Annotated in this window: 24 protein-coding genes; 11 read left to right on the top strand and 13 right to left on the bottom strand. The window is 72.5% G+C overall.

Annotation, left to right across the window (positions count from 1 at the left end; translation table 11 throughout):
* Window positions 1-3: 3 nt before the first annotated feature.
* The 3 genes from ACFVQG_RS03750 to ACFVQG_RS03760 all read right to left on the bottom strand — a co-directional run bounded on the left by ACFVQG_RS03750 (window position 4) and on the right by ACFVQG_RS03760 (window position 2,956).
* Entirely contained in the window at window positions 4-945 is a 942-nt protein-coding gene (locus ACFVQG_RS03750; RefSeq protein WP_383376402.1) for a DMT family transporter, read from the bottom strand.
* A 210-nt stretch (window positions 946-1,155) separates the two neighbouring features.
* Complete coding sequence (locus ACFVQG_RS03755; protein WP_383376404.1) at window positions 1,156-2,160, bottom strand: DMT family transporter; 1,005 nt, start codon at window positions 2,158-2,160, stop codon at window positions 1,156-1,158.
* A gap of 241 nt (window positions 2,161-2,401) precedes the next feature.
* Entirely contained in the window at window positions 2,402-2,956 is a 555-nt protein-coding gene (locus ACFVQG_RS03760; RefSeq protein ID WP_383376406.1) for a Clp protease N-terminal domain-containing protein, read from the bottom strand.
* A gap of 198 nt (window positions 2,957-3,154) precedes the next feature.
* Here ACFVQG_RS03760 and ACFVQG_RS03765 point away from each other — a divergent pair, with 198 nt between their 5' ends.
* Window positions 3,155-3,343, top strand: coding sequence for a hypothetical protein (locus ACFVQG_RS03765; protein ID WP_383376408.1), 189 nt, complete (start codon window positions 3,155-3,157; stop codon window positions 3,341-3,343).
* A gap of 108 nt (window positions 3,344-3,451) precedes the next feature.
* Window positions 3,452-3,880 (top strand): SRPBCC family protein, encoded by a 429-nt coding sequence (locus ACFVQG_RS03770; RefSeq protein ID WP_383376411.1) that lies wholly within the window; start codon window positions 3,452-3,454, stop codon window positions 3,878-3,880.
* A 56-nt stretch (window positions 3,881-3,936) separates the two neighbouring features.
* On the opposite strand, the gene ACFVQG_RS03775 is transcribed toward ACFVQG_RS03770, so the two are convergent.
* The 7 genes from ACFVQG_RS03775 to ACFVQG_RS03805 form a co-directional block, all read right to left on the bottom strand.
* On the bottom strand, window positions 3,937-4,563 hold the full coding sequence (locus ACFVQG_RS03775; RefSeq protein WP_383376413.1) for a PadR family transcriptional regulator: 627 nt from the start codon (window positions 4,561-4,563) through the stop codon (window positions 3,937-3,939).
* A 130-nt stretch (window positions 4,564-4,693) separates the two neighbouring features.
* Window positions 4,694-7,078, bottom strand: coding sequence for a phosphoketolase (locus ACFVQG_RS03780; RefSeq protein WP_383376414.1), 2,385 nt, complete (start codon window positions 7,076-7,078; stop codon window positions 4,694-4,696).
* 151 nt (window positions 7,079-7,229) lie between these two features.
* Window positions 7,230-8,096, bottom strand: a complete 867-nt coding sequence (locus tag ACFVQG_RS03785; RefSeq protein ID WP_383376416.1) for a universal stress protein — start codon at window positions 8,094-8,096, stop codon at window positions 7,230-7,232.
* The gene (gene adhP, locus ACFVQG_RS03790; protein ID WP_383376418.1) at window positions 8,093-9,115 is read right to left on the bottom strand and encodes an alcohol dehydrogenase AdhP; all 1,023 of its coding nucleotides are present in this window, start codon (window positions 9,113-9,115) and stop codon (window positions 8,093-8,095) included. Before adhP ends, ACFVQG_RS03785 begins: the two co-directional genes overlap by 4 nt.
* A gap of 42 nt (window positions 9,116-9,157) precedes the next feature.
* Window positions 9,158-10,063, bottom strand: a complete 906-nt coding sequence (locus tag ACFVQG_RS03795) for a universal stress protein (protein WP_383376420.1) — start codon at window positions 10,061-10,063, stop codon at window positions 9,158-9,160.
* A gap of 121 nt (window positions 10,064-10,184) precedes the next feature.
* Window positions 10,185-11,915 (bottom strand): GAF domain-containing protein, encoded by a 1,731-nt coding sequence (locus ACFVQG_RS03800; RefSeq protein WP_383376422.1) that lies wholly within the window; start codon window positions 11,913-11,915, stop codon window positions 10,185-10,187.
* A gap of 571 nt (window positions 11,916-12,486) precedes the next feature.
* Window positions 12,487-13,185, bottom strand: coding sequence for a response regulator (locus ACFVQG_RS03805; protein WP_383376424.1), 699 nt, complete (start codon window positions 13,183-13,185; stop codon window positions 12,487-12,489).
* Window positions 13,186-13,392: 207 nt separating this feature from the next.
* On the opposite strand from ACFVQG_RS03805, the gene ACFVQG_RS03810 reads away from it, so the two are divergent.
* The 3 genes from ACFVQG_RS03810 to ACFVQG_RS03820 all read left to right on the top strand — a co-directional run bounded on the left by ACFVQG_RS03810 (window position 13,393) and on the right by ACFVQG_RS03820 (window position 15,352).
* Window positions 13,393-13,854: a pyridoxamine 5'-phosphate oxidase family protein gene (locus tag ACFVQG_RS03810; RefSeq protein WP_383376426.1), complete on the top strand. Its 462-nt coding sequence runs from the start codon at window positions 13,393-13,395 to the stop codon at window positions 13,852-13,854.
* Window positions 13,855-13,979: 125 nt separating this feature from the next.
* Entirely contained in the window at window positions 13,980-14,447 is a 468-nt protein-coding gene (locus ACFVQG_RS03815; RefSeq protein WP_383376428.1) for a cyclic nucleotide-binding domain-containing protein, read from the top strand.
* A gap of 95 nt (window positions 14,448-14,542) precedes the next feature.
* Window positions 14,543-15,352, top strand: a complete 810-nt coding sequence (locus ACFVQG_RS03820) for a PhzF family phenazine biosynthesis protein (RefSeq protein WP_383376430.1) — start codon at window positions 14,543-14,545, stop codon at window positions 15,350-15,352.
* A gap of 6 nt (window positions 15,353-15,358) precedes the next feature.
* Here the strand turns inward: ACFVQG_RS03820 and ACFVQG_RS03825 are convergent, their stop codons facing one another.
* Entirely contained in the window at window positions 15,359-16,159 is an 801-nt protein-coding gene (locus tag ACFVQG_RS03825; RefSeq protein WP_383376432.1) for a CPBP family intramembrane glutamic endopeptidase, read from the bottom strand.
* A 149-nt stretch (window positions 16,160-16,308) separates the two neighbouring features.
* Window positions 16,309-17,826: a glutamate--cysteine ligase gene (locus ACFVQG_RS03830; protein ID WP_383376434.1), complete on the bottom strand. Its 1,518-nt coding sequence runs from the start codon at window positions 17,824-17,826 to the stop codon at window positions 16,309-16,311.
* Window positions 17,827-18,373: 547 nt separating this feature from the next.
* Here ACFVQG_RS03830 and ACFVQG_RS03835 point away from each other — a divergent pair.
* The 6 genes from ACFVQG_RS03835 to ACFVQG_RS03860 all read left to right on the top strand — a co-directional run bounded on the left by ACFVQG_RS03835 (window position 18,374) and on the right by ACFVQG_RS03860 (window position 22,994).
* Window positions 18,374-18,958: a hypothetical protein gene (locus tag ACFVQG_RS03835; RefSeq protein WP_383376436.1), complete on the top strand. Its 585-nt coding sequence runs from the start codon at window positions 18,374-18,376 to the stop codon at window positions 18,956-18,958.
* 338 nt (window positions 18,959-19,296) lie between these two features.
* Window positions 19,297-19,494: a DUF5999 family protein gene (locus ACFVQG_RS03840; RefSeq protein WP_383376438.1), complete on the top strand. Its 198-nt coding sequence runs from the start codon at window positions 19,297-19,299 to the stop codon at window positions 19,492-19,494.
* Between the two features lie 186 nt (window positions 19,495-19,680).
* Window positions 19,681-20,076, top strand: a complete 396-nt coding sequence (locus ACFVQG_RS03845) for a molybdopterin-binding protein (RefSeq protein WP_383376440.1) — start codon at window positions 19,681-19,683, stop codon at window positions 20,074-20,076.
* A 184-nt stretch (window positions 20,077-20,260) separates the two neighbouring features.
* On the top strand, window positions 20,261-21,097 hold the full coding sequence (gene modA, locus ACFVQG_RS03850; protein WP_383376442.1) for a molybdate ABC transporter substrate-binding protein: 837 nt from the start codon (window positions 20,261-20,263) through the stop codon (window positions 21,095-21,097).
* Window positions 21,094-21,918, top strand: coding sequence for an ABC transporter permease (locus ACFVQG_RS03855; protein WP_383376444.1), 825 nt, complete (start codon window positions 21,094-21,096; stop codon window positions 21,916-21,918). Before modA ends, ACFVQG_RS03855 begins: the two co-directional genes overlap by 4 nt.
* Window positions 21,915-22,994: an ABC transporter ATP-binding protein gene (locus ACFVQG_RS03860; protein WP_383376446.1), complete on the top strand. Its 1,080-nt coding sequence runs from the start codon at window positions 21,915-21,917 to the stop codon at window positions 22,992-22,994. Before ACFVQG_RS03855 ends, ACFVQG_RS03860 begins: the two co-directional genes overlap by 4 nt.
* 70 nt (window positions 22,995-23,064) lie before the next feature.
* On the opposite strand, the gene gcvP is transcribed toward ACFVQG_RS03860, so the two are convergent.
* Window positions 23,065-25,950 (bottom strand): aminomethyl-transferring glycine dehydrogenase, encoded by a 2,886-nt coding sequence (gene gcvP / locus ACFVQG_RS03865; protein ID WP_383376447.1) that lies wholly within the window; start codon window positions 25,948-25,950, stop codon window positions 23,065-23,067.
* Window positions 25,951-26,092 lie beyond the last annotated feature (142 nt).

Raw genomic sequence — 26,092 nt, forward strand, 5'->3', positions numbered from 1 at the left:
CGCTCAGCTTTCCCGCGTCCCGCGCGCCTCCGCCGCCGCGAGCCCCGCGACCGAGCCGAGCAGCAGCAAGGTGCCCGCCAGCGTGGCCGCCGTGAGCCGCTCACCGAGCAGCCCGACGGCCAGCACCGCCGCGCTCACCGGCTCCAGGAGCATGATCACCGACACGGTCGCGGACCGTACGACGGCCGCCCCGGCGAAGTACAGCGCGTACGCGAGAGCGGTGGGAACCGCCGCCATGTACGCCAGCAGCCACACCAGCCGCACCGGCTCGGCGGTGTGCGGCACCAGCCCCTCCGCCAGGGCGAACGGCAACAGGCACGCGCTCGTCACCGCGAACGCCCATACGGTCGTGTGCGCGGCGTCCGTTCCACCGTCCCGGCCCCACCAGCGGGTGAGCAGGGTCATCGCGCTGTATCCGGCGGCGGACAGCAGCGCGAGCAGCACGCCGGACGGCCGTACCGTCGCGGCCCCGTCACCGACGACCAGCACCCCGAGCCCGGCGAGCGCCCCGAGGACGGCGACGGCCCCGGCCCGGCCGAGCCGCTCCCCCATGGTCAGCCGGGCGCCGAGCGCGATCAGCACGGGCCCGGCGCCCAGCGTGACCACGGTGGCGACGGCGAGCCCGGTGGCAGACACGGCGGCGAAGTAGGCCGTCTGGAAGATGGCGAGGCCGACCCCGGTGGCCCCGATCCGCAGCGCGGTGCGGCGGCGAGCCCTCGGGGCGGCGACGGTCCGGGCGCCCCGCGAGCGGGGAGTGAGCAGCCGGGCGGCGACCAGCAGGGCCAGCCCGGCCGCGCAGCGCCAGAACGACAGGGCGACGGAGCCCATGTCACTGGTCCGGTAGACCAGTGCGGCGGCGGCACCCGCGGTGCCCCAGGCGGCACCGGCGACGATCAGATAGAGGAGGCCACGCCCGAGGGGCAGGCCGGAAGCAACTGTGGACACGTGTTCTCCGCAGCGCGCGAGATGCGCGGAAGTTCGGGAAAGGACCGCCGCTGGGCGGGGTCCGCGGACTTCGTCTGCGGGCAGGACGGCATGGCCCGGCGAAGGATCAGGGAGTCAGCTCCCTGCCCTGGGCGTCATGCCTAAGGGACCGGCCCGCCTCAGGCGGCCGGGGGCGGAAGAACGCGTGCGTCCGAATGCATGATCGGCACTTTAGGCCACCGTCTCGCTGGTCGACAATTCCCTTTCGGCGCCACCGGCGGCCACCGGCTCCACGGCGGTCTTCGCGGGCGTCGACGACTGCGCGATGAAGGCGCCGACCAGCACGATCGCGCCGCCGACGAGCTGCGGCGCCGAGAGGTGCTCCCCGAGCAGCACCCAGGCCAGAACGGTCGCGATGACCGCTTCCAGACAGGCGACCACCCCCGCGACCTGCGGCGAGAGCCTGCGCACGGCGACCACGCCCGTGACGTAGGCGACGACGGTGGCGATCAGTACGATCCACGCCAGCAGCAGCACGGCCGGGACCGCGGTGCCGTCCATGGACACGGTCTCGCCGAGCACCGCCCAGTCCATGCCCCAGGGCCGGGCCACCAGGGTCAGCACGGCGGCGCCGATCAGCAGGCCGTAGGCGATGACGCCGAGCGGGTCGGGGGCGTCGGCGCCGGAGTCGCTGCCCTGGTCGGACAGGACGAAGTAGCCGACCTGGCAGCAGGCCGCACCCAGGGCGAGAAGCAGCCCGAGTGCGTCGAAGCCGAGGCCCGCCCAGACCTCGACGACGCAGGCCAGGCCCCCGACCGCGAGGACGACACCGAGGGCGGCGGCCCGGGTCACCGGCCGCCGCTGCACGAACCGCACCCAGCCGAGGACCAGCGCGGGCGCCAGATACTCGACGAGCAGGGCGACGCCGACCGGGATCCTGGATATCGCGGCGAAGTAGCAGGCCTGCACACCGGCGACCGCGAGCAGCCCGAACCCGGCGAGCAGGGCGGGCCTACGGCGCAGCAGCGCGCGGTGCCGCACGGCGAGCGGCAGCATCACCAGGGCCGCCCCGGCCACCCTCAGCCACACCACGTGCAGCGGGTCGAGGCCCGCCTCGATCAGCGGCTTGGCCGCGACCCCGGAACCCCCGAAGGCGAGCGCGGACCCGAGCGCGAGCCCCAGGCCGAGGCCCTTGCCGCGGTTGCCCTGACTGCTTTTCGACGTATGCACCGGCACATGATGACAGGCGCCGACAGGAGCGTCACCCCTGATGGCACCTGTCTCGCCAGGTGAACGGACGAAGCCCCCCGACGGCCTCGACGACCCCGAAGGCCCCGAAGGCCCCGAAGGCCCAGCGAACGAACTCAGCGCCCGGACGGCCCCGGAGCCACCGTGAACGGACCAACCCCCCGGGCAGTCCCGGCACCCCAGCGAACGGACTCAACACCCGGACGACCCCAGACCCCAGCGAACGAACTCAACGCCCAGACGGCCCTAGAGGCCGCAGGCTCCGACCACCCTCGATGGCGGCCCGCAGCCCCCCGACGTCCACCCCGGCCCGCCCGAGCACCTCGACCGCCCGCGCCGCCGGATCCGCGACGATCTCCGCCAGCAGATCGACGCACCCGGCCCGCTGGTCCCGCCCCACGGCCCGTGCCCAGGCCCGCTCCATCGCCTGCGCGACGAGCGGCGAGCACCCTTCGACCTCCCGGCCCCCGGCTACGACGGGCAGGGCGCCCGAGTCCTCGACCGCCCCCTGCCAGCGCAGGCCGTAGCCGATGCTGCGCTGCACGAGGTAACCGAGCAGCCGCGCGAGCTGTGGTCCGTCGTCGAAGACGGCGCGCACCTCGGGGTCGTACTCCAGGAGGGAGTGCAGCAGATGTGCCGAGTCGACATGCCGGTCCCCGTCCCGCTGGGCCCGTCGACGGGCGCCCGCCACCACCGCGGCCAGTTCGTCGGTGAGCCTGGCATCGTTGTCCGAGCGGTGGGCGCCCTGGTCGGCGGGCGCCTGCGGGGGGATCCGGTGTTGCACATCCCCTACCCCATCAGCCTCCGAAGATCGGTTCATCCCCGGCGGGGAGCATTTCGGCGTCCCACACAGAGCGGACATCACCGGCCGGTATCTCATCCTTACGGATGAGATCAGGCCGGTTCCCTCCCGAGGGCGCGCGCCCTCCCGCCACGCGCCCACCGGGCAACCGGCATGCCCCGTCGCACGTCCCTGAAGGGCATGAGGAGCGGTTGCTGGCTGGTCGCGCTGCCCGCGGTCGACGGCAGACAGTACGTGTACCGGGTGTACGCCCCGGAGGACGCGCTGCTCGCCGACCTGTTCTGGGAGGCCTGGCACTGCCACGAGGAGAGCGCCCTCCCGCGCGCGTGGGACGTGTTCGACGCGGCGGTGATACGCCGGATCGGCTGAGCAGGAGCGCAGGCCCCCGGCAGAAACCTGACGACCCATCAGTATTGAATGTTCTGGACCCCACGGCTACGTTCCGCGACACCCGGCCCGAGTCGAAGAGGTGGTCGCATGGCCGAAGTCAGCGCGCAGGCACGCATCGCCGCCCCCGCCGAGCAGGTGTGGGCCAAGCTCACGGACTGGCCCTCCTACGGCGACTGGAACGCGACGCACACCGCCTTCCCCAAGGGCGGCCCCGAGGTGCTGGAGACCGGCGCGACCTTCGAGGAGCACATGAAGCTGATGGGCTTCCCGGCCGAGGTCGAGTGGACGGTCGAGGAGCTGGAGCCCGCCCGGGTGCTGGCCATCCGCGGGAAGGGCCCGATGGCGGTGACGGTCGCCACCCGCTACACCCTGACGCCCGACGACGGGGCGACGACGGTCCGCATCGACGGAGAGTTCACGGGCGCCGCGGTGTCCCTGATGGCGGGCAGGCTGAAGGACTCGGCGACCACGGCCCTCAACGAGTCGCTGAGCAAACTGGCGGGGCTGGTGACCTGACAGCGAACGGGGCGCCCCATGGCCGATGCCAGGGACGCCCCGCCGCGCAGGAGACCTCAGTCCTCGTCGGCGAGGATGAGATACAGCTTCTTACGGGCCTCGTTGATGACCGCGAGCGCCTTCTCGCGCTGCTCCTTGCTGCCGGTCTTCCAGACCTGGCCGAAGGCCTCCATCAGCCCGAACCCGGCCTGCCGGATCTCCCCGAGGGCCTCCCAGTCGACCCCACGCGAGGCCTCCTCCCAGGGAGCCTCCGGGCCGTCCTCGGCCGCGGTGCGACCGGCCTCGGTGAGCGAGAACAGCTTCTTGCCGCCCTCGGTCTCACTGGCGATCAGCCCCTCGTCCTCCAGCATCTGAAGGGTGGGGTACACCGAGCCGGGGCTGGGCTTCCATGCCCCGCCGCTGCGCTCGGCGATCTCCTGGATCATCTCGTAGCCGTGCATCGGCCGGTCCTTCAGCAGCGCCAGGATCGACGCCCGCACATCACCGCGCCGCGCCCTCCCCCGAGGCCCGCCACGCCCCCGCCCCCAGGGGCCGGGGCCGAATCCGGGCCCACCGGGCCCGAACCCGTGCCCGCCATGACCACCGGGCCCAAAGGGCCCGAAGGCCGCCCGACGCCCTTCGAAACCGCCGCGGCCCTCCGAGAAGGGTCCACCGTGTCCACGCTCGTATCCGTGGGAACGCATCGCCATCACTCCATCCATCGTTGATCCATCGCGATGCTTCAACGATATATCGGAACTGTTCGGATGACAACCCCTACCGATACCCGGTCCCTTCGTCAGCCCTCAGCCGAACCGCACCACCACACCCCGCTCACGCCCCCCAGCTCCACTCCGCCACCTCCGGCATGTCGGTGCCGTGCTCGCGGATCCAGGCGTGGTGGCGGGTGCGGGCGTCGGCCATCCGCTGGCGTACCGCGGCGGCGCGGACGGTGAGGCCGGGGACGCGGTCGATGACGTCCATGACCAGGCGGTAGCGGTCGAGGTCGTTGCGGACGACCATGTCGAACGGGGTGGTCGTGGTGCCGGACTCCTTGTAGCCGCGGACATGCAGGTGGGGGTGGCCGGTGCGGCGGTAGGCGAGGCGGTGGATCAGCCAGGGATAGCCGTGGTAGGCGAAGATCACCGGCTTGTCGGCGGTGAACAGGCCGTCGTACTCGAAGTCGGTCATCCCGTGCGGATGTTCCTCGCGCGGCAGCAGGGTCGTCATGTCGACGACGTTGACGACGCGCACGGCGAGGTCCGGCAGGTTCCGGCGCAGCAGTTGGGCGGCGGCCAGGACCTCCTGGGTGGGCACGTCACCGGCGCAGGCCAGGACCACGTCCGGCTCGTTGCCGTTCTCCGTCCCGGCCCACTCCCAGATTCCGGCGCCGCGCGCGCAGTGGGCGCGGGCCTCGTCCATGGTCAGCCAGTCGAAGCAGGGCTGCTTCCCGGCGACGACGACATTGACGTAGTCGCGGCTGCGCAGCGCGTGGTCGGCCACGGAGAGCAGCGTGTTGGCGTCCGGCGGCAGATAGACCCGCACGACCTGCGGGCTCTTGTTGAGGACGTGGTCGACGAAGCCGGGGTCCTGGTGGGAGAAGCCGTTGTGGTCCTGCCGCCACACATGGGAGGTCAGCAGGTAGTTGAGGGAGGCGACGGGGGCGCGCCAGCTCAGCTCGCGGGAGGTCTTCAGCCACTTGATGTGCTGGTTGACCATCGAGTCGACGATGTGCACGAACGCCTCGTAGCAGGAGAACAGACCGTGGCGTCCGGTCAGCAGATAGCCCTCGAGCCAGCCCTGGCAGAGGTGCTCGGAGAGGATCTCCATCACCCGGCCGTGCCGGTCCAGGTGTTCGTCGACCGGGAGGGTGCGGTCCTGCCAGGCCTTGCCCGTGGCACCGAAGACGTCCTGGAGGCGGTTGGAGGCGGTCTCGTCCGGCCCGACCAGCCGGAAGTCGCGGCGGGCCGCGCTGTCCCGCATCACCCGCTCGAGGAGGCCGCCGAGCACCCGGGTCGGCTCGTGCAGGGTCACCCCCGGCTTGTCGACCGGCACGGCGAACGCGTCGAGGGAGGGCAGCGGCAGATCGCGCACGAGCAGCCCGCCGTTGGCGTACGGGGTGGCGCCGAGGCGGCGGGGGCCGTCCGGCACACAGGCGAGGACGTCGGCGACGGGGCGGCCGTCGGCGTCGAACAGTTCCTCGGGGCGGTACGAGCGCAGCCAGGCCTCCAGTTGCCGCAGGTGCTCGGGGTTCTCGCGGACGCCGGGCAACGGGACCTGGTGGGCGCGCCAGGTGCCCTCCACCGGTTCACCGTCGACCTCGGCCGGTCCCGTCCAGCCCTTCGGCGTGCGCAGCACGATCACCGGCCAGGGCTGCCGCTCGGTGGCCCCGCCCTCGCGCGCCGCGCGCTGGATCACGGCGATGCGGTCAAGGGCGCGGTCGAGGGTGGCCGCGAGGTCGCGGTGCACCTGGGCCGGGTCGTCGCCGACGACGTAGAGGGGGTCGTGGCCGTAGCCGCGCAGCAGGGCGTCGAGTTCGGGCTCCGGGAGCCGGGACAGGACGGTCGGGTTGGCGATCTTGTAGCCGTTCAGATGGAGGATCGGCAGCACCGCGCCGTCGTGCGCCGGGTCGAGGAACTTGTTGGAGTGCCAGGAGGCCGCCAGCGGGCCGGTCTCCGCCTCGCCGTCGCCGATGACACAGGCGACCACCAGGTCCGGGTGGTCGAAGGCGGCGCCGTACGCGTGCGCCAGGGCGTAGCCGAGTTCGCCGCCCTCGTGGATCGAGCCCGGCGTCTCCGGCGCCACATGGCTCGGCACCCCGCCGGGGAAGGAGAACTGCCGGAACAGCCGCGCCATCCCCGCCGCGTCCCGTGACACGTCCGGATAGGTCTCGCTGTAGCTGCCCTCCAGCCAGGAGTTGGCCACCACGGACGGCCCCCCGTGCCCGGGCCCCCACACGCACAGCGCGTTGAGGTCACGCGCGCGGATCACCCGGTTGAGGTGCGTGTACACCAGGTTCAGGCCGGGCGAGGTGCCCCAGTGGCCGAGCAGCCGCGGCTTGATGTGGGCGGGCTGCAGGGGCTCGGTCAGCAGCGGGTTGGCGAGCAGGTAGATCTGTCCGGCGGCCAGGTAGTTGGCGGCCCGCCAGTGGGCGTCCAGTCGGCGCAGTTCCTCGTCGGTCAGTACGGCCTGGTCTGCGGTGTCTTCTGCCGTGGGCATGGAAGGGCTCCGTCGGATGTGGTCGAGGTGAGTCGTCGGGCGCTTGCCGGGGACACTGCCCCGCACCAGGGATGGGTACCAGCACCGCCCCGGCCCCTATCCGCCCAGTGCGCCCGAATCCCGCCGACCGCCACGGAAGCCACCTCGCGCGTCACGCCACCCGCTGCGGTACGACGACCACCGGGCAGGCGGCGTGGTGCAGCACCGCGTGGGCGACCCGGCCGAGCTGGAGCCCGAAGCGTCCGCCGCGCCGCCGCGCCCCGACGACCACCAGCGCGGCGTCCTGGGAGGCGTCCACCAGGGCCCGGCGGGCGTGCCCCTCGACGATCCGCCGCAGCAGTTCGACGTCGGCCGGGACGTCACGCAGCGCCTCGTCCAGTGTCCGCGCGGCCTGTTCCCCGTACGACAGGTCCGGCGGCCCTCCGGCCAGCAGCGGTGGGCCCGCCTCCCGCGCGGGGCGCCGCCAGGCCCGTACCGCCTCGACGGGCGCCTTGCGGACCCGCGCCGCCTCGACGGCGTACCGGACGGTCGCCGCCGTCTCGGCGCCGTCGCCGACGCCCACCACGATCCCGGCGCCCGTGCGGGCCTGCGCGCCGCCGCGCACCACGATCACCGGGCAGTGGGCGTGCGCGGCCACCGTCACGCTGACCGAGCCGAGCAGGGCGCCCGCGAAGCCGCCGTGCCCGCGCGTGCCGACGACCACCGCACAGGCCTGCCGGGCCTCATGGACGAGCACGTACTCCGGCTCCTCCGGTACGACCTCGGCGGTGACCTTCAGATCCGGCTGCCGGGCCTCCGCCCGGCGCACGGCGGCGTCCGTGACGTCCTCGCCGCGCAGTCGCGCGCGGCCGGTGCCGTGACCGTGCGCGGCGCCCTCGTAGCGCTCCCACAGGGTGGCGTACACCACCCGCAGCGGGACGCCGCGCCGGGCGGCCTCGTCGGCCGCCCAGTCCACGGCCCGCAGGCTCGGCTCGGAGCCGTCCACTCCGACGACCAGCGGGAACTCCATCACGGTCATCCCCCGGCGCCCAGATCGAAGACGATTCTGGCCTTGACCTCACCGCGCAGCACCTCGTCGATCGACTCGTTGACGGAGCTGAGCGGGCGGGACTCGCGGACCACCCGGGTGCGGCCCGCCGCGTGCAGCTGGAAGACCTCGGTGAGGTCCTGGCGGGTGCCGACGATGGAGCCGATGACCGAGGTGCCGTTCAGGACGGTGTCGAAGATCGGCACCCGGACCGTGCCCTCGGCGGGCAGGGCCACCATGACGAGCTTGCCGCCGCGCCGCAGCCCGGTGTACGCCGCCTCGAACGCGGCCTCGTTGACCGCGAGCGCGATCGCCGCGTGCGCGCCGCCGTGCTGCTTCAGCACGGCGCCCACGTCCTCCTTGCGGGCGTCGATCACGAGGTCCGCGCCGAGTTCCGTGGCGAGTTCGAGCTTCTCGTCGGTGACGTCGATCGCGGCGACCGTGGCCCCGGCGATCTTGGCGTACTGCACCGCGAGGTGGCCGAGGCCGCCGACCCCGGAGATCGCGACGAGCTGCGTGGGCTGCACCCCGGCGACCTTGAGCGCCTTGTACGTGGTGACCCCGGCGCAGGTCAGCGGGGCGGCGTCGAGGGCGGAGACGCCGTCGGGCACCGGCTGGGCGAAGTCGGCCCAGGCGAGCATCTTCTCGGCGTACCCGCCGTCACAGCCGTACCCGGTGTTGATCTGCTGCTCGCACAGCGTCTCCCAGCCGGTGCGGCAGTGCTCGCACCGCCCGCAGGCGCGGCCGAGCCACGGTACGGCGACCCGCTGGCCGACGGCGAGGTGCGTCACGCCCTCCCCGAGCCGCTCCACCAGGCCGACGCCCTCGTGGCCGGGCACGAACGGCGGGTTCGGCTTCACCGGCCAGTCGCCGTGCGCGGCGTGGATGTCGGTGTGGCAGAGCCCGGAGGCCTCGACCCGGATCAGTACCTGACCGGGGCCGGGCTCGGGGTCGGGGCGCTCCTCGATGACGAGGGGCTCACCGAACGCTCGGACGACGGCTGCCTTCATGACGGAACTCCCTGCTGTGCTCGGTACGGGTGGATCGGGTGGTCAGCGGTGTGCGACGACGGCGACGGGGGCGCCGGAGTGGTGCAGGAGGGCGTGGGTGACGGAGCCGATCCGGGCGCCGAAGGCGCGGCGAACGATCCGACGCCCGACGACCACCAGCGAGGCCGTCCGGGAGGCGTCGACCAGGTGGTGTGCGGGTACCCCGACGACCGCCTCCTCTACGACCTCGACGCTCGGGTACTTGGCGCGCCACGGCTCCAGGGCCGCGGCCAGCGCGGTCGTCCGCTGCGCGGCGAACAGCTGCTGCGACTCGGGGCTGGCGGCGAGGCTGTAGACCTCGTACGGCGACGGACTCCAGCCGTGTACGACGCGCAGGGAGGTGCCGCGCACGGCGGCGGCCTCGAAGGCGAACCGGATCAGGGACTCGTCGGCGCTGTCGACGTCCAGCCCGAGGACGACCGGCCGGAAGGCGGTGCTGGCCGAGGGGACGCCCGTGGGGTCCGGCTCGTGCTCGTCGGCGGCCTGTTCACCGGCGCGGACCAGGACCACGGGCCGCTCGGCGTGCGCCACGACGGACAGGCCCACGGAGCCCACCATGAAGCCACCGACGCCGCTCAGCCCGCGGGAGCCGAGGACCAGCATCTCGGTGTCGCCCGACACCCGGGCCAGCACCTCGGCGGGGCCGCCGGGGAGCTGCTCGGAGGTGACCTCCAGACCGGGGTGCCGGAGGCGGAGTCCCTCGACCATCTCCCGGGGGATCCGCTCGGACCAGTGCCGCAGGGTCTCCTTGCCGAACCGGGGCGCCTGGGCGATCGGCTCCGGCACCGGGTCCCAGACGTGGACCACCTTCAACGGCAGTTCGCGCAGCCGCGCCTCGCGGGCCGCCCACTCGGCGGCAGCCCGGCTCTCCGCCGAGCCGTCGAGGCCGGTGACGACGATGCGCTCCATGGTTTTCCTCCCCTGACCTGGTGTCTAACTCCAGGATCAGGGGGCGGGAGGCGGCGGTGGAGGGGCCGCAAGTCCCCGGCAGGGGCCGTTGGACCCCACCGGAGAAGCTGTGCGAGGCGTACTACTGCGAGGCCACCGGCGCCCGCCACACCAGCGTGGTGCCACCGCCGGGCGGGCTGCTCAGCTCAAGGTCGCCGCCGAGCTGCTGGGCGCGCTCGGCCATGTTGCGCAGGCCGCTGCGGCGGCCCTCGGCCGGGATGCCCACGCCGTTGTCGGACACCGTCAGACGCACCTCGCGGCCGTCGGTCTCCAGGGCGACGTCGGCCCGGTCCGCCCGGGAGTGCCGGGCCGCGTTGGTGAGCGCCTCGGAGAGGACGGCCACGACATGGTCGGCCGTCTCCCGTGGCACATGGGTGTCGACCAGACCCTCCATGCGCAGGCTGGGCGCGAAGCCGAGCACCGGGGCGGCCTCGCCGACGACGCGCACCACCCGGGCGCGCAGGCCGGGGCCCGCGGCGCCGTCCCGGGCCCGCAGTCCGAAGATCGTCGACCGGATGATCTTGATGGTCTCGTCCAGGTCGTCCACCGCCCGCACCACGCGCCCCGCGGCCTCGGTGTGCTCGATGAACCGGCCCGCGCTCTGCAGCGTCATCCCGGTGGCGAACAGCCGCTGGATCGCCAGATCGTGCAGATCCCGGGCGATGCGGTCGCGGTCCTTCAGTACGGCGATCTCCTCGGCGTCCTCACGGCGCTCCGCCAGTTCCATGGCGATCGCGGCCTGCGCGGCGAAGCCCTGCAGCGGCTCGATCTCCTTCTCGGCGAACGGCTGCCTGCCCGACTCCCGGGCCAGCAGGACGACGCCCTGCACACCCCCCTCACCGGTGCCGACGGGGACGGCCACGGCCGGGCCGAGGCCCTCGAAGCGGCGCGGTGGCCCGGCCGAGATGCGCTCGTCGTTGGAGGCGTCCCGGCTGGTGACGGGCGCGGCGCTGGCGAACGCCTCACCCATGAGGGTGCCGCGCACGGGCAGCACCAGTCCCCGGTGGTTCTCGGCGCCGGTGCCGACGGCGAGTTCCACGTTGAGCGTGCCGGTGTCCTCCATCGGCACCGCGAACACGGCCAGTGCCGCGCCCGTGATCTCCGCGGCCCGCCCGGTGATCAGTCCCAGCACCTCGGTGCGCGCGGTGCCCGACATCAGGCCGTGGGTGATCTCCGCGTTGGCCTGGAGCCAGCGCTCACGCAGCCGGGACTCCTCGTAGAGCCGGGCGTTGTCGATGGCGACACCGGCCGCGACGGCGAGCGTGGCCAGGACCGACTCGTCCTCCTCGTCGAACTGCCCGCCGCCGCGCTTCTCGGTCAGGTACAGATTGCCGAACACCTGTTCCCGAACCCGGATGGGGACGCCGAGGAAGCTGTTCATCGGCGGGTGGTGGGCCGGGAAGCCGTACGACGCCGGGTGGTCGGAGAGCTTCGCCAGACGCAGCGGCTCCGGGTGGCGGATCAGCTCACCGAGGATGCCGTGGCCCTCCGGGTACGGGCCGATCTTGGCGATCTGCTCGTCACTGACGCCGACGGTGTGGAAGTCGGACAGCCGCTTGCCGTCCGGGCCGATCACGCCCAGCGCCGCGTACTCGGCGTCGACGAGCACCGCCGCCGCCTCGACGATCCTGCGCAGCGCCTGCTCCAGGTCCAGCTCACGCCCGACCGACAGCACCGCCTCCAGCAGGCTGCGCACCCGGTCCCGGGTGCCGCGGGCCGCGTCGATCCGGGCCTGTAGCTCCTCCAGCAGCTCGTCCAGCCTGAGCTGCGGCAGCTGGACCCGCGCCTCCCGGGACTCGTCCGAGCTTCCCACCAGTGTTCCTCCACCTCGCGCGACACAGCGAAGATGATGTGCCGGTCAGAGGACACGTTAATAGGCCGAGGTGAAAGAGGTTACTCCGCCTTCCACCTCGACCACCGACCTTGCCGGTCGCACTCCGTCACGGGGCGACGAACTCCACCGACGGGGCGCCGCAGTCGACGGCTGGGCCGCGGGGGTGCGGTCGCCGGGACGCCGGGGGCTCGTCGGGCCGCCGCGGGGGCGTGCGGCGGTCGGGCCCTGCGGAGACGAAGGCGTGAGTCCGTCGGTCCGTGAGGCCGCTGGGCCGCTGGGCCGCTGGGCCACGACAACGCAAGGCCACCAGGCCATGCAGACGCGGGGACGCGAGGACGCGAGGCCATGAGGCGGAGACCCAGCACCGCGAAACTGCCAGACCCCCGGCCCTCAAGGCCACCATGCCGTGCAGGCGCGGGCCGTCAGGGCCCCAGGCCGCTAGGCCACTGAGCCGCTAGGCCACTAGGCCACTAGGCCACTAGGCCACTAGGCCATAAAACCGCAGGTCCGAGACCCCGCCCCGCCAAGCCACCAGGCCGCCGAGCACTCCTCAGTGCGCCCCACCGTTCTGCCGCAACCGATCCTGCGCCTGCGTCGCGATCACCGCGGCCTGAATACGGCGCTCCACGCCGAGCTTCGCCAGCAGCCGGGAGATGTGGTTCTTCACCGTCTTCTCCGCGAGGAACAGCTGCTGCCCGATCTGCCGGTTGGTCAGCCCCTCACCGATCAGGGCCAGGATCTCCCGCTCCCGCGCGGTGAGGCCCGGCAGCACGTCCACCTCGGTCTCCTGCTCCTGGCCACCCCGCAGCCGCGCCATCAGCTTGGTCGCGGCGCTCGGGTCGAGCAGGGACTGCCCCTTGGCGACCGTACGCACGGCGGAGACCAGGTCGGAGCCCTGGATCTGCTTGAGCACATACCCGGAGGCGCCCGCCATGATCGAGTCCAGCAGGGCCTCCTCGTCGTCGAAGGAGGTCAGCATCAGACAGGCCAGGTCGGGCATCCGCGAGCGCAGCTCCCGGCACACGCTCACCCCGTCACCGTCCGGCAGCCGCACGTCGAGCACCGCGACCTGCGGCCGCAGCGCGGGCACGCGCGCGAGGGCCTGCTCCGCCGTGGCGGCCTCGCCGACCACGGTGATGTCCGGCTCGTCGTCCAGCAGGTCGTGCACTCCGCGGCGTACCACCTCGTGGTCGTCCAGCAGGAAGACCCGGATGGGGGTGCCGGGGCCGCTCTGCTCACTGTCCGCCATGAATGCGCTCCTGATTCCGCTGTCTCGCTCGCCGGTGCGGCCGAACGCCGCTCCTGGGTTCCCATCCTGCCGCGTCCACGGGCCGAAGGGCCAGGGCCGATAGTCCCTGATTGGGGTCGTCGCCAGGGCTACGGGGGCCGTTCGGCCCTGGCGGGACACCGCCGTGAGCCGGTCGAATGGATGGATCAAGCCCTCGGAGCAAAAGCCATGACCTTCGACAACGCCCGAACCGCCGCCGGACCACGCCAGAGCATCGAACTCGACGGCGCGGAGGCCCTGCGACTGCTCGGCAGCCTATCGCTGGGAAGGATCGTCTTCACCCGGCACGCACTGCCGACTGTCCGCCCGGTCAACCACGTCCTGGACCGCGGCGACATCATCATCCGCACCCATGAGGGCGCGGCGCTCACCTCACACGCGCGCCGGGCCAACGGTCAGGGGGTCGTCGTCGCCTACGAGGCCGACGCCATCGACCCGGACACCCACCTCGGCTGGAGCGTGGTGGCCACCGGATACGCCCATCTGGTGACCGACCCCGACGAGCTGGCCCGCTTCAAGTCCCTGCTCCGGCCCTGGGCACCCCCGGTCCTGGACATGGACCACGCCGTCCGCATCCGCCCCGACCTGATCACCGGCATCCGCCTGGTAGCCCCCGAAGAGGCGGCGTGAGGGGCCCACTGGCACCCGTTCCGGGGCCGGTCGGCCCACGCGCGAACGGGTCCGGCGAAGCCACCCTGACACCACAGACCTGGCACCACCGCCCCTCCCCCGTCGGCCCGTCCGGGAGGCACTCCATGAACTCTGCGTCCACCCCCAGCATGCTGCGCGCGCTCCCGATGGAACACCGCCAGCGGCTGATGCGCGTCGCCCGCGAGGTGTCCTTCCCGCAGGGCGCCCAACTGTTCCAGGAGGGTGGCCGCGCGGACCGCTTCTGGATCATCCGCACGGGCACGGTGGAACTCGACATGCATGTGCCCGGCCGCCGCGCCGCCGTCATCGAGTCCCTCGGCCACAACGAACTCATCGGCTGGTCCTGGCTGTTCTCCCCGCACGTCTGGCACCTGAGCGCCGTCACCACCTCGCCGGTCCGCGCCTACGAGTTCGACGCCTCCGCCGTACGCGCGATGTGCGCGGACGACCCCGCCATGGGCAACTCGGTGAGCCAGTGGGTCGGCAACGTCCTGGCGCACCGCCTCCACTCGGCCCGCACCCGCCTGCTGGACCTGTACGCCCCCTACGGGGCGGGCAGCGCCCTCGGCTGACCGCCGACCCGGTCCCGGGCCCTCCCCGGGAATCCAGTCCAGCGCCCCGCGATTGGCCTTGGCCCCACCCCGCATGCCCCGTCTAGCGTCGGGGCATGCGGATTCGTATCGTCGACGCCTTCACCCAGCGCCCCTTCTCCGGCAACCCGGCCGGTGTCCTGCTGCTGGACGCCTTCCCGGACGACGCCTGGATGCAGAACGTGGCGATGGAGGTGAACCACGCCGAGACGGCCTTCGCGCACCGCCTCCCCGACGGCGGCGGGGCCGACTGGGCGCTGCGCTGGTTCACGCCCGCCACCGAGGTCGACATGTGCGGCCACGCCACGCTCGCCACGGCCCATGTGCTGCACTCCACGGGCACCCACGAGGGCCCCGTACGGTTCGCCACCCGCAGCGGCGTGCTCATCGCGACGCCCGGCGCGGACGGCTCGATCACCCTGGACTTCCCGACCGCGCCACTCACCGAGGTCGACGTCCCGGAGGGGGTCGCCGAGGCCCTGGGCGCCGAGCCGCGCACGGCCTTCGACACCGGTCCGCACGTCGGTGACCTGGTCGTGGAGCTGGCCGACGAGAAGACCGTCCACGCGCTGCGCCCCGACCACAAGGCCCTCGCCGCCTACTCCCGCCGCGGCATCATCGCCACCGCCCGCGCGGAAGACCCCACCCGCGGCTACGACTTCGTCTCCCGCTGCTTCTTCCCGAACGTCGGCATCGACGAGGACCCGGTCACGGGCAGCGCCCACACCGCCCTCGCCCCCTACTGGTCCGAACGCCTCGGCCGCCCCGACCTCACCGGCCTCCAGGCCTCCCCCCGCGCGGGCCGCGTCCGCACCACCCTGCGCGGCGACCGCACCCTCCTGACGGGCCGCGCGGTCACGGTCATCGAGGGCGACCTGCACGCCTAGGGCGTGTCAGGCCGTCGGCAGCCAGTCCACCTTCCCGGCGAGCAGCCCGTACCCCACGAACGCCCCGATGTCGAGCAGCGAGTGCGCCACCACGAGCGGCCCCACGCGCCCCCACCGCCGGTACAGGTAGACGAACACCACGCCCATCACCATGTTCCCGATGAAGCCCCCGATGCCCTGGTACAGGTGGTACGAGCCACGCAGCACCGAACTCCCCGTCAGCGCCGCCATCGGCGACCAGCCCAACTGCCCGAGCCTGCGCAGCAGATAGGCGAGGACGATGACCTCCTCCACCACGGCGTTCTGGATCGCGGAGAGGATCAGCACGGGGTACTTCCACCACACCTCGGGCAGCGCCTCCGGCACCACGGTGAGATTGAAGCCGAGCCCGCGTGCGGCGAGGTAGAAGGCGATTCCGCTGCTGCCGATGACCGCGGCGACCATCGCGCCCCGGCCGAGGTCGAACCAGGGCCGGGTGCGGTCGAACCCGAGGGTGCGCAGGCTGCGCCCCTCGCGCAGCAGAAAGTGCGCGACCAGCGCCACCGGCACCAGCGCCGTGGCGATCCCGAACAACTGCCAGGCGAGGTCCAGCCAGGGCCGCCCGGGCGCCGCCGAGGCGTTGAGCGTGGCGGCCTGGTCCTTGAGCCCGCCGGGCCGGGTCACCGACCCGACAAAGCTGATCAGGGCGGACACCCCGCTCGCCCCGAGGGACACCCCCAGCACCAGCAGCGTCTCGTCCCGCAACTGCCGCCGCGAGAGCCCTTCCTTCGCCACCGCCCCGGCCCCGGAACCCGCCTCCACCTGCACACCCGCCTCCGCTCACCCATCCACCAGGCCCCCATCTTCGCCGCACACCGCCACCGCGGCAGAACCGGGGGCGACCTGGGGGACTGTTCCGAGCGGGGCGCACACCTACCCAGGAGGGACGGAACCCGGCAACCCGCCCCCACCGCACCTCACCCCAGCGGCACCGCCTCCGGCAACCCCACCGGCCACGTGTGCACCGGCTCCCCGATGTGCATCAGCTCGCAGTACCGCCGCGTGGTGGCCGCCAGCGCGACATCCCGGGACAGCCCGGCCTCCAGCGCCCGGTGGAACGTCGCGGCCTGCCAGGACGCCCCGTTGAACCGCCGTCGGCAGCGCTCCTCGATCACGCCCAGGTACAGGTCACGGTCGGCGGGCTCGACGCCCCACGCGTCCAGTCCGGCCTCGGCGAGCGGCAGCAGTTCGTCGCGCACCAGGGTCACCGCCTCGACCTCGGCCAGCCCGCCGTACCGCCCGCGCCGCGGCCACCGGAAGCGGGCCTCGATGCCGTGACGGCAGGCGGCGTCGAAGTTGGTGGCCGCCGCCTCGAAGGGCAGCCGGTTCCACACCGGCCGGGACTCCTCGGCCAGGGCGCGCACGAGCCCGTAGTAGAAGGCGGCGTTGGCGATGACGTCCGTGATGGTGGGCCCGGCGGGCAGCACGCGGTTCTCGACGCGCAGATGGGGGACGCCGTCGGCGATGCCGTACACGGGCCGGTTCCAGCGGTAGACGGTGCCGTTGTGCAGGACCAGCTCGCCGAGGGCGGGCACGCCGCCCGCGTCCAGCACGGCCCCGGGGTCCTCGTCGTCGCAGATCGGCAGCAGCGCCGGGAAGTAGCGCAGGTTCTCCTCGAACAGGTCGTACGCGGAGGAGATCCACCGCTCGCCGAACCAGGTCCGCGGCCGCACCCCCTGCGCCTGCAGCTCGGGCGGGCGGGTGTCGGTGGACTGCTGGAACAGCGGCGGGCGGGACTCCCGCCACAGCTCACGCCCGAAGAGGAACGGCGAGTTCGCCCCGACGGCGATCTGCGCGGCGGAGGCGGCCTGCGCGGCGTTCCACACGTCGGCGAACCGGTCCGGCGTGACCTGGAGATGGAGCTGGACGGAGGTGCACGCGGCCTCGGGGGCGATGGACTTCGACGTACAGGTGAGGCGCTCCACGCCCGCGATATCGAGGGTGAAGTCCTCACCACGGGCCGCGACTATCTGGTCGTTGAGCAGTGTGTAGCGGTCGACGTCGGAGAGGTTGGAGGAGACCAGGTCATCGCGGTCCAGGGTGGGCAGAATGCCGATCATCGCGATTCCCGCGGCCAGCTCCCCCGCTTTTCGGTCAGCATATGCCAGTGACGTGCGGAGTTCCTCCGCGAGCCGGTCGAATACCCGGCCGCCCAGCTGGTGTGGGGCTATGTTGACCTCAAGGTTGAACATGGCGAGTTCTGTTTGGAAGTCCCTGCTGGCGATCCGTTCCAGGACTTGCGCATTCAACATTCTCGGCATGCCGTCCGCACCGACGAGATTCAATTCGATCTCCAGCCCCATCAGGTTCCTGGGCCGGTCGAACCGCCGCTCCGCCAGGAGACGTTCCAGCCCCGTCAGGCACTGTCGGAGCTTGTCACGGTAGCGCTGCCGATCGGACAGGTCGAACGCGCCCGCCACGACCTTCTCCCCCATGGAGCGTCCCTCCTCGCACGGTGTCCGGGTCAGGGTGGATGATGCCCAGCCGAAGCGATCGATAACGTCCCCCACGGACGGCACCGCACGCTACTGTGGTCACTGCGGACCTGGATGATCGATGGCGCATCGGTGGCACATTCACGGGGCAAGTTGCCAAGTGAATTTTCCGGTACCCAAGACCTCGTGAAAAACGCCGATGAGAATTAGCCTACCGCAGCGGCGGCAAATCCCGAGGTCAGGGCGGTGTGACGGCCGCGGAAACGGGAACAATCCCGCATACCAGTGACCGGTTGAACCCTTGCCCCGCTCGCCGGAAACGACTAGACGAAACACAGCCTGAACACATGTCGTATAAACTCCGCGAACAAGGCAGAAGGTTGGCGCCCGCGGTCGCAGAGTCCTGCCGCTGATCCAGTCGCGGCAGACCGCACCCACTCGCTCGTCCCCCGACCCCGGCCCCTGCCTCTCTGACCTGGTGAGCTGACAGCGCCGTCCGCCCCGCCCCCTCGCGCCACCGTGCCTGTCGAATGAGAGGCGACCCACCATGCCGCTGCATGCCCCCGAGGCTCCCACGCCCGCACTCCGTACCGTCCTCACGGCACTCGGTTCCCCGACCGCGGTGCGCGAGGCGCGTACACCGTCCCTCCGCGCCGCCCAGGGCCCCGCACACCCCGAACTCCCGCTGCCGGTCCACGTACTGGACCAGATCCCCGCCAAGGGCGCCCCCGCCACCCGGCTCGCCGGCTGGCGCTTCCTGATCCGCTGCGGCGACCGCGCCGTGGCCGCCGCGGACACCATGCTGACCCCCGACGGCTGGGCCTTCTCGCACTTCTTCGAGGGCCCCTACGTCGCCTCCACCGAGCGCGCGCTGCGCCAGGCGGAGACCCTCGCCCAGCCGTACCAGCCGCGCCTGTTGTCCCTGCCTGGCCTGTACATGCTCACGCTCTGGCTGCACGGCGACTGCACGGCCGACGGCGCCACGGGCCACCCCGCCGCCACCGACCTGCTCGTCCCGCTCGCCCCCGCGCCGCCCGGCATCGCGGCCCACCGCCCGCACCGCGTCGCCGACCTGCTCCCGGTCCTCACCCACCGGGCCACCCCGGCGCCGCTGCTCGGCTCCCCCGCCTGACCGCCCCGCCCCGCACAACCCACCCGTACCCCGCCGCCACGTCCCGGCAGCGGGGTACGGCGCTGTCCGGGCACCGGTGCGGCGACGACCGGCGCGGTCATGGCCAGCCCGATAATGACTAGCCCCATCCGGCCACTACGAACCACCCGAAGTGACCGTGCAGTTGAGATGAACCGTCCGCGTGGGTGACGCGTCCTGAACCTGTGAGTAGCGGTGCCGCGAAATCCCTGCGGATCGCCGCCCATAGGGCAACACTGGGTTCCGACCGACTTAGACCAACGGGGGCGGCCATGAACGAATCCATTCCACACCTCACAACGGACCGAGAGAACCCACCCATGTGCCAGCACCAGCCGCCGTGTCCGTCAGCCGAATCCGCCGACCGGGAGTCCGCCCGCCTCATGGCGCACCACCCGGAACAGGGCTGGAGCCTGCTGTGCAACGGAGTCCTGCTCTTCGAGGACACCGGTGAGCTGCTGCCGGACGGCCGGATCATCGACCCGCACCGTCCGCTCCAGGTGATGACGGCAGCCTGAGCACGACCGGGCGGATACGACCCACCGCCCGCGGAACTGAAGGGGCCGGCCCGCGGGAAGTCACCGCGAACCGGCCCCGACGCGCATCCACGGCCCGTCACTCCTCGTAGCCGGTCACGCACGCCAGCCCGGACCCGCCGCCGCCCCACGGCCAACCGGCGCCCCGGCAGCCCTATCGTGACCGCCATGCAGTCCTACACAATCGGCCAGGCCGCCCGCCTGCTCGGCGTCAGCCCCGACACCGCCCGCCGCTGGGCGGACGCGGGCCGCGTGCCCACCCACCGCGACGACAACGGGCGGCGGCTCATCGACGGACGGGACCTCGCCGCCTTCTCCGTCGAACTCGCCCGCGCCGACACCGCCGGGGAGGAGACCCCGTACACCTCGGCCCGCAACGCCTTCCCCGGCATCGTCACCGCCATCAAGCTCGGCGACGTCGCCGCCCAGGTGGAGATCCAGGCGGGCCCGCACCGGCTGGTCTCCCTGCTCACCCGCGAGGCGGTCGAGGAACTGGGCCTGGAGGTCGGCATGTCCGCTACCGCCCGCGTGAAGTCGACAAACGTACACATCGACCGCATCTGACGTCCGCGACCGGCCACCATCTCCGCACTCTTGACGCATATGCGAACCAACATCGGCACCTACACCCGCTCATGCGATGCTCCAACACATTTCCGGCTCGCATCTGCGCAAGTATGATCGGCGTAGAGTCGACGCATCGAACGGGCCCCGCCGGGCCCTTCCCGGACACCGAGCGAGGGCACACGTGACCACCCGTTCCACCCGCCGAGCCCCCCGCGCCCGCCGCGCCCTCACCGCGGGCGCGATCGGCGGCACCGCGCTGCTCCTGCTGGCCGCCTGCTCCCCCGCGTCGCCGTCCGACCCCAGCAGCAGTACGCGGACCGGCTCCTGGACACCCACGAACGTCTCCGGCACGATCACCGTCTTCGCCGCCGCCTCCCTCAAGGAGAGCTTCACGGCGCTGGGTACGGCGTTCGAGCGCTGGCACCCGGGCACCAAGGTCACCTTCAGCTTCGGCGGCAGCGACAGCCTCGCCGCGAGCATCACCGGCGGCGCCCCGGCCGACGTCTTCGCCGCCGCCAGCCCCGGCACCATGGAGGTCGTGGTCAACGGGAACCGTACGGCGGGCCCGCCCGCCACCTTCGTCCGCAACCAGCTGGAGATCGCCACCCTGCCGGGCAACCCCGACCGGATCACCGGCCTGAAAGACCTCACCAAGTCCGGCCTGAAGGTCGTGCTCTGCGACCAGACGGTGCCCTGCGGCGTCGCCGCCCAACGGGTCCTGACGGCGGGCGGCGTCAAGGTCACCCCGGTGTCGTACGAACAGGACGTCAAGGCCGCCCTCACCAAGGTCGAGCTGAAGGAGGCCGACGCCGCCCTCGTCTACCGCACCGACGTCCGGGCGGCGGCGGGCAAGGTCACGGGCGTGCCCTTCCCCGAGGCCGCGCAAGGCATCAACAACTATCCGATCGCCCGGCTGGCCGACGCGCCCAACGCCGCGGGCGGCCAGGCCTTCATCGACTTCGTGCGCTCCGCGGAGGGCCGGAAGGTCCTGACCGGCGCCGGTTTCCTCGCGCCATGACCAGCAGCCCCCCGGCCACCGGCAAGGCCCGGCGCCGCCGCACCCGCTCGGCACCGCTGCCGTTGCTGATCCCCGCCCTCGTGGGTCTGGCCTTCCTGCTGCTGCCGCTTCTCGCCCTGCTCATCCGCGCACCCTGGCGCACCCTGCCGGACCAGCTGACCAGCCCCGAGGTCTGGGAGGCGCTGCGGCTGTCGCTCGTGTGCGCCACCTCGGCGACGGCGCTGAGCCTCGTCGTCGGCGTCCCGCTGGCCTGGCTGCTGGCCCGCACCGACTTCCCCGGCCGCCGCCTGGTCCGGGCCCTGGTGACGCTGCCGCTGGTGCTGCCGCCCGTGGTCGGCGGTGTGGCACTGCTGCTCGCCCTCGGCCGCAACGGCGTCGTCGGGCGGTGGCTGGACTCCTGGTTCGGCATCACCCTGCCGTTCACCACCACCGGGGTGATCCTCGCGGAGACCTTCGTGGCGCTGCCGTTCCTCGTCATCAGCGTCGAGGGCACCCTGCGGGCCGCCGACCCCCGCTACGAGGAGGCCGCCACCACCCTCGGCGCCTCCCGCTTCACCGCGTTCCGCCGCGTCACCCTGCCGCTGATCGCACCGGGCGTCGCGGCCGGTGCCGTACTGGCCTGGGCCCGCGCGCTCGGCGAGTTCGGCGCCACCATCACCTTCGCGGGCAACTTCCCCGGCCGCACCCAGACCATGCCGCTGGCCGTCTACCTCGCCCTGCAGAGCGACCCGGCCGCCGCGATCGCGCTCAGCCTGGTCCTGCTCGCCGTCTCCATCGCGGTCCTGGCGGGCCTGCGCGACCGCTGGCTGACCCCGTCATGACCTCCCCGGAAGCGCACCCCATGACCGACCCGGCGCCCGGCGCCCTCGACGCCCACCTGATCGTCGACCGCGGCGACTTCCACCTGGACGTCAGCCTCACCGCCGCCCCCGGCGACGTCGTCGCACTCCTCGGTCCCAACGGCGCGGGCAAGACCACCGCCCTGCGCGCCCTCGCCGGTCTCACCCCGCTCACCGGCGGGCATCTGCGCCTCGACGGCACCGAGCTGGACGGCACGCCGCCCGAGTCCCGCCCGGTCGGCGTCGTATTCCAGGACTACCTGCTGTTCCCGCATCTGACCGCGCTGGACAACGTGGCCTTCGGCCCGCGCTGCCAGGGCGCCCCCAAGGCGGCGGCCCGCGCCCAGGCCGCCGAGTGGCTGGCCCGCATGGGCCTCACCGACCACGCCGCCGCCAAGCCCCGGCGGCTGTCCGGCGGCCAGGCCCAGCGCGTGGCCCTGGCGCGCGCCCTGGCCACGCGTCCCCGACTGCTCCTTCTCGACGAGCCCCTGGCCGCCCTGGACGCCCGTACCCGCCTGGAGGTGCGCGCGGGGCTCCGCCACCATCTGGCGGACTTCGAGGCCGTCGCCGTACTCGTCACCCATGACCCACTGGACGCCATGGTGCTGGCGGACCGCCTGGTCGTCGTCGAGCACGGCCGGGTCGTCCAGGAGGGCACCCCCGCCGAGATCGCCCGCCGCCCCCGCACCGACTACATCGCCCAGCTGGTCGGCCTCAACCTCTACCAGGGCCGGGCCGACGGCCACACGGTCCGCCTGGGCACCGGCCCGGCCATCGCCACCACCGAGCACCTCACGGGCCCCGCGTTCGTCGCCTTCCCGCCGAACGCGGTCACCCTCCACCGCGACCGCCCGACCGGCTCCAGCGCCCGCAACCTCTGGCACTGCGAGGTCACGGGCCTGGAAACCCACGGCGACCAGATCCGCGCGGCCCTCACGGGCGCCCTCACCCTGACCGCCGACCTGACGACGATCGCCGCGGCGGAACTGGACCTCCACCCGGGAGCGAAGGTCTGGGCCACGGTGAAGGCGGCCCAGACCCACGCTTATCCGGCGTAGGGCTGTCGCGGCTCAGGGGCGCGGGGAACCGCGCGACCAGTCACAACGCGCCCGCAGCCGAAGAACCGTCTCAGTCCTCGTACGCATCCAGCGGCGGGCAGGAACACACCAGGTTCCGATCCCCGAACGCCTGGTCGATCCTGCGCACCGGCGGCCAGTACTTGTCCGCGGCCGACACCCCACCCGGGAACACGGCCTCCTCACGGCTGTAAGCGTGCTCCCACTCACCACCGACAGAAGCCGCCGTGTGCGGCGCGTTCCGCAGCGGGTTGTCGTCCGCCGACCACTCCCCGGACCCGACCTTCTCGATCTCACCCCGTATGGCGATCATCGCCTCGCAGAACCGGTCGAGTTCGATCAGGTCCTCCGACTCGGTCGGCTCGATCATCAGCGTCCCGGCCACCGGGAACGACATCGTCGGCGCGTGGAAGCCGTAGTCGATGAGCCGCTTGGCGACATCGTCGACGCTCACCCCGGTCGCCTTGGTCAGCGGCCGCAGATCGATGATGCACTCGTGCGCGACCAGCCCACCCGGCCCGGTGTACAGCACCGGGTAGTGCGGCTCGAGCCGCTTGGCGATGTAGTTGGCGCCCAGCACGGCCACCTGGGTGGCCCGCTTGAGCCCCTCGCCGCCCATCAGACGGACGTACGCCCAGGAGATGGGCAGGATGCCCGCGGAGCCCCACGGCGCCGCCGAGATGGGCCCGACGCCCGTTTCCGGCCCGGCCGCGGGCTGCAGCGGGTGGTTCGGCAGATACGGCGCCAGGTGGGACCGTACGGCGACCGGGCCGACGCCCGGACCGCCGCCGCCGTGCGGGATGCAGAACGTCTTGTGCAGGTTCAGGTGCGAGACGTCACCGCCGAAGTGCCCCGGCTTGGCGAGCCCGACGAGCGCGTTGAGGTTGGCCCCGTCGATGTACACCTGCCCACCGGCCTCGTGCACCTGCGCGCAGACGTCGGCGACGTGCTCCTCGAACACACCGTGCGTGGACGGATACGTGATCATCAGCACCGCCAGTTCGTCACGGTACTGCTCGATCTTCGCCCGCAGATCGTCGACGTCGACCTCGCCGTCCTCGGCGGTCTTCACGACGACGACCTTCATCCCGGCCATCACGGCGCTCGCCGCGTTGGTCCCGTGCGCGGAGGACGGGATCAGACACACGGTCCGCTGCGCGTCGCCGTTGGCCCGGTGGTACCCGCGTACGGCGAGCAGCCCGGCCAGCTCGCCCTGCGACCCGGCGTTGGGCTGGAGCGACACCTTGTCGTACCCGGTGACCTCGGCGAGGCCCTCCTCCAGCTCACGGATGAGCGTGAGGTAGCCCTCCGCCTGCTCGGCGGGCGCGAACGGGTGCAGCTGCCCGAACTCCGGCCAGGTGACCGGCTCCATCTCGGTGGTGGCGTTGAGCTTCATGGTGCAGGAGCCCAGCGGGATCATGCCGCGGTCGAGCGCGTAGTCCCGGTCGGCGAGCCGCCGCAGATACCGCAGCATGGCCGTCTCGGACCGGTGCTGCTGGAAGACGGGGTGGGTCAGGAACTCGTCGCTCCGCAGCAGCTCCCCCGGCAGCGCGTCCCCGGCCTCCGCGTCCAGCGCCTCGACATCACCCTCGACCCCGAAGGCGTCCCACACGGCGCTCAGCCGGGCCCGGTTCGTGGTCTCGTCGCAGGCGATCGAGACGTGGTCGGCGTCGACCAGCCGCAGGTTCACCCCGTTGCGCCGCGCGGCCTCGACGACCGCACCGGCGCGCCCGGCGACCCGCACGGTCAGCGTGTCGAAGTAGGAGCCGTGCACGACCTCGACACCCCCCGCGGTGAGGCCCGCGGCGAGGATGGTGGCGTACCGGTGGGTGCGGCGGGCGATGCCCTTCAGCCCTTCGGGCCCGTGGTACACGGCGTACATCCCGGCCATCACGGCGAGCAGCACCTGTGCGGTACAGATGTTGCTGGTGGCCTTCTCCCGGCGGATGTGCTGCTCACGGGTCTGGAGCGCGAGGCGGTAGGCCTTGTGCCCGTCGGCGTCCACGGAGACACCCACGAGCCGCCCGGGCAGGCTGCGCGCGAACTTCTCCTGTACGGCCATGTAACCGGCGTGCGGCCCGCCGAAGCCCATCGGCACACCGAACCGCTGGGTCGTGCCGACCGCGATGTCCGCGCCCAGCGCGCCCGGCGACTTCAGCAGCGTCAGCGCGAGCAGATCGGCGGCGACGGTGACGACCGCGCCCAGCTCATGGGCCCGCGCGATGACCGGCTCAAGATCCCGCACGGCACCGGAGGCGCCCGGGTACTGAAGGAGCACGCCGTTGATCTCACGCTCGGCGACCTCGGCCGGAATGCCGTCACTCAGGTCGGCGACGACGACCTCCACCCCGGTCGGCTCGGCGCGGGTCTGGATCACGGCGATGGTCTGCGGCAGCGCGTCCGCGTCGACCAGGAAGAGGCCCTTCTTGTTCTTGCCCATGCGCCGCGACAGCGCCATGGCCTCGGCGGCGGCCGTGCCCTCGTCGAGCAGCGAGGCACCGGAGGTCGGCAGCCCGGTGAGGTCGGCGACGACGGTCTGGAAGTTCAGCAGGGCCTCGAGCCGCCCTTGAGAGATCTCCGGCTGGTAGGGCGTGTAAGCCGTGTACCAGGACGGGTTCTCCATGACATTGCGCAGGATGACCGGCGGGGTGAAGGTCCCGTAGTAACCGAGCCCGATCATGGAGCCGAGCACCTGGTTCCGGTCGGCCAGCGACCGCAGCTCGGCCAGCACCTCGGCCTCGGTGCGCGCCTCGGGCAGCTCCAGGGATTCGACGTTCTTGATCACGGCCGGGACCGCGGCGGCGGTCAGCCCGTCGAGCGAGCCGTAGCCGACCTGCGCGAGCATCTTGGCCCGCGCTTCCTGGTCGGGTCCGATATGACGCTGCTCGAAGGGAATGCCCTTCTCAAGCTCGGCGAGGGGAATGCGCTGGGCGGTCATGCGGAGGCCTCCTGGTCAGACGCGACCTTCGAGGGACACCACGGCACGGGTGCCCCGACGGCCTCCCCCTCTGTCATCTCAACCTGAGAGCTTCACCGGTCGCCCGTGGGGGCTTCCGGCTTTCACCGTCGGTGAGGGCGGA

The sequence above is a fragment of the Streptomyces sp. NPDC057877 genome (assembly GCF_042796855.1).
GTDB lineage: Bacteria > Actinomycetota > Actinomycetes > Streptomycetales > Streptomycetaceae > Streptomyces.

Bases quoted from the DNA above. Each gene is read 5' to 3' on its own strand.
- ACFVQG_RS03765 (WP_383376408.1), top strand. From the start codon at position 3,155: ATGAGGAGCGGTTGCTGGCTGGTCGCGCTGCCCGCGGTCGACGGCAGA.
- ACFVQG_RS03770 (WP_383376411.1), top strand. From the start codon at position 3,452: ATGGCCGAAGTCAGCGCGCAGGCACGCATCGCCGCCCCCGCCGAGCAG.
- ACFVQG_RS03775 (WP_383376413.1), bottom strand. From the start codon at position 4,563: ATGCGTTCCCACGGATACGAGCGTGGACACGGTGGACCCTTCTCGGAG.
- ACFVQG_RS03780 (WP_383376414.1), bottom strand. From the start codon at position 7,078: ATGCCCACGGCAGAAGACACCGCAGACCAGGCCGTACTGACCGACGAG.
- ACFVQG_RS03785 (WP_383376416.1), bottom strand. From the start codon at position 8,096: ATGACCGTGATGGAGTTCCCGCTGGTCGTCGGAGTGGACGGCTCCGAG.
- adhP (WP_383376418.1), bottom strand. From the start codon at position 9,115: ATGAAGGCAGCCGTCGTCCGAGCGTTCGGTGAGCCCCTCGTCATCGAG.
- ACFVQG_RS03795 (WP_383376420.1), bottom strand. From the start codon at position 10,063: ATGGAGCGCATCGTCGTCACCGGCCTCGACGGCTCGGCGGAGAGCCGG.
- ACFVQG_RS03805 (WP_383376424.1), bottom strand. From the start codon at position 13,185: ATGGCGGACAGTGAGCAGAGCGGCCCCGGCACCCCCATCCGGGTCTTC.
- ACFVQG_RS03810 (WP_383376426.1), top strand. From the start codon at position 13,393: ATGACCTTCGACAACGCCCGAACCGCCGCCGGACCACGCCAGAGCATC.
- ACFVQG_RS03815 (WP_383376428.1), top strand. From the start codon at position 13,980: ATGAACTCTGCGTCCACCCCCAGCATGCTGCGCGCGCTCCCGATGGAA.
- ACFVQG_RS03820 (WP_383376430.1), top strand. From the start codon at position 14,543: ATGCGGATTCGTATCGTCGACGCCTTCACCCAGCGCCCCTTCTCCGGC.
- ACFVQG_RS03830 (WP_383376434.1), bottom strand. From the start codon at position 17,826: ATGGGGGAGAAGGTCGTGGCGGGCGCGTTCGACCTGTCCGATCGGCAG.
- ACFVQG_RS03835 (WP_383376436.1), top strand. From the start codon at position 18,374: ATGCCGCTGCATGCCCCCGAGGCTCCCACGCCCGCACTCCGTACCGTC.
- ACFVQG_RS03840 (WP_383376438.1), top strand. From the start codon at position 19,297: ATGTGCCAGCACCAGCCGCCGTGTCCGTCAGCCGAATCCGCCGACCGG.
- ACFVQG_RS03845 (WP_383376440.1), top strand. From the start codon at position 19,681: ATGCAGTCCTACACAATCGGCCAGGCCGCCCGCCTGCTCGGCGTCAGC.
- ACFVQG_RS03855 (WP_383376444.1), top strand. From the start codon at position 21,094: ATGACCAGCAGCCCCCCGGCCACCGGCAAGGCCCGGCGCCGCCGCACC.
- ACFVQG_RS03860 (WP_383376446.1), top strand. From the start codon at position 21,915: ATGACCTCCCCGGAAGCGCACCCCATGACCGACCCGGCGCCCGGCGCC.
- gcvP (WP_383376447.1), bottom strand. From the start codon at position 25,950: ATGACCGCCCAGCGCATTCCCCTCGCCGAGCTTGAGAAGGGCATTCCC.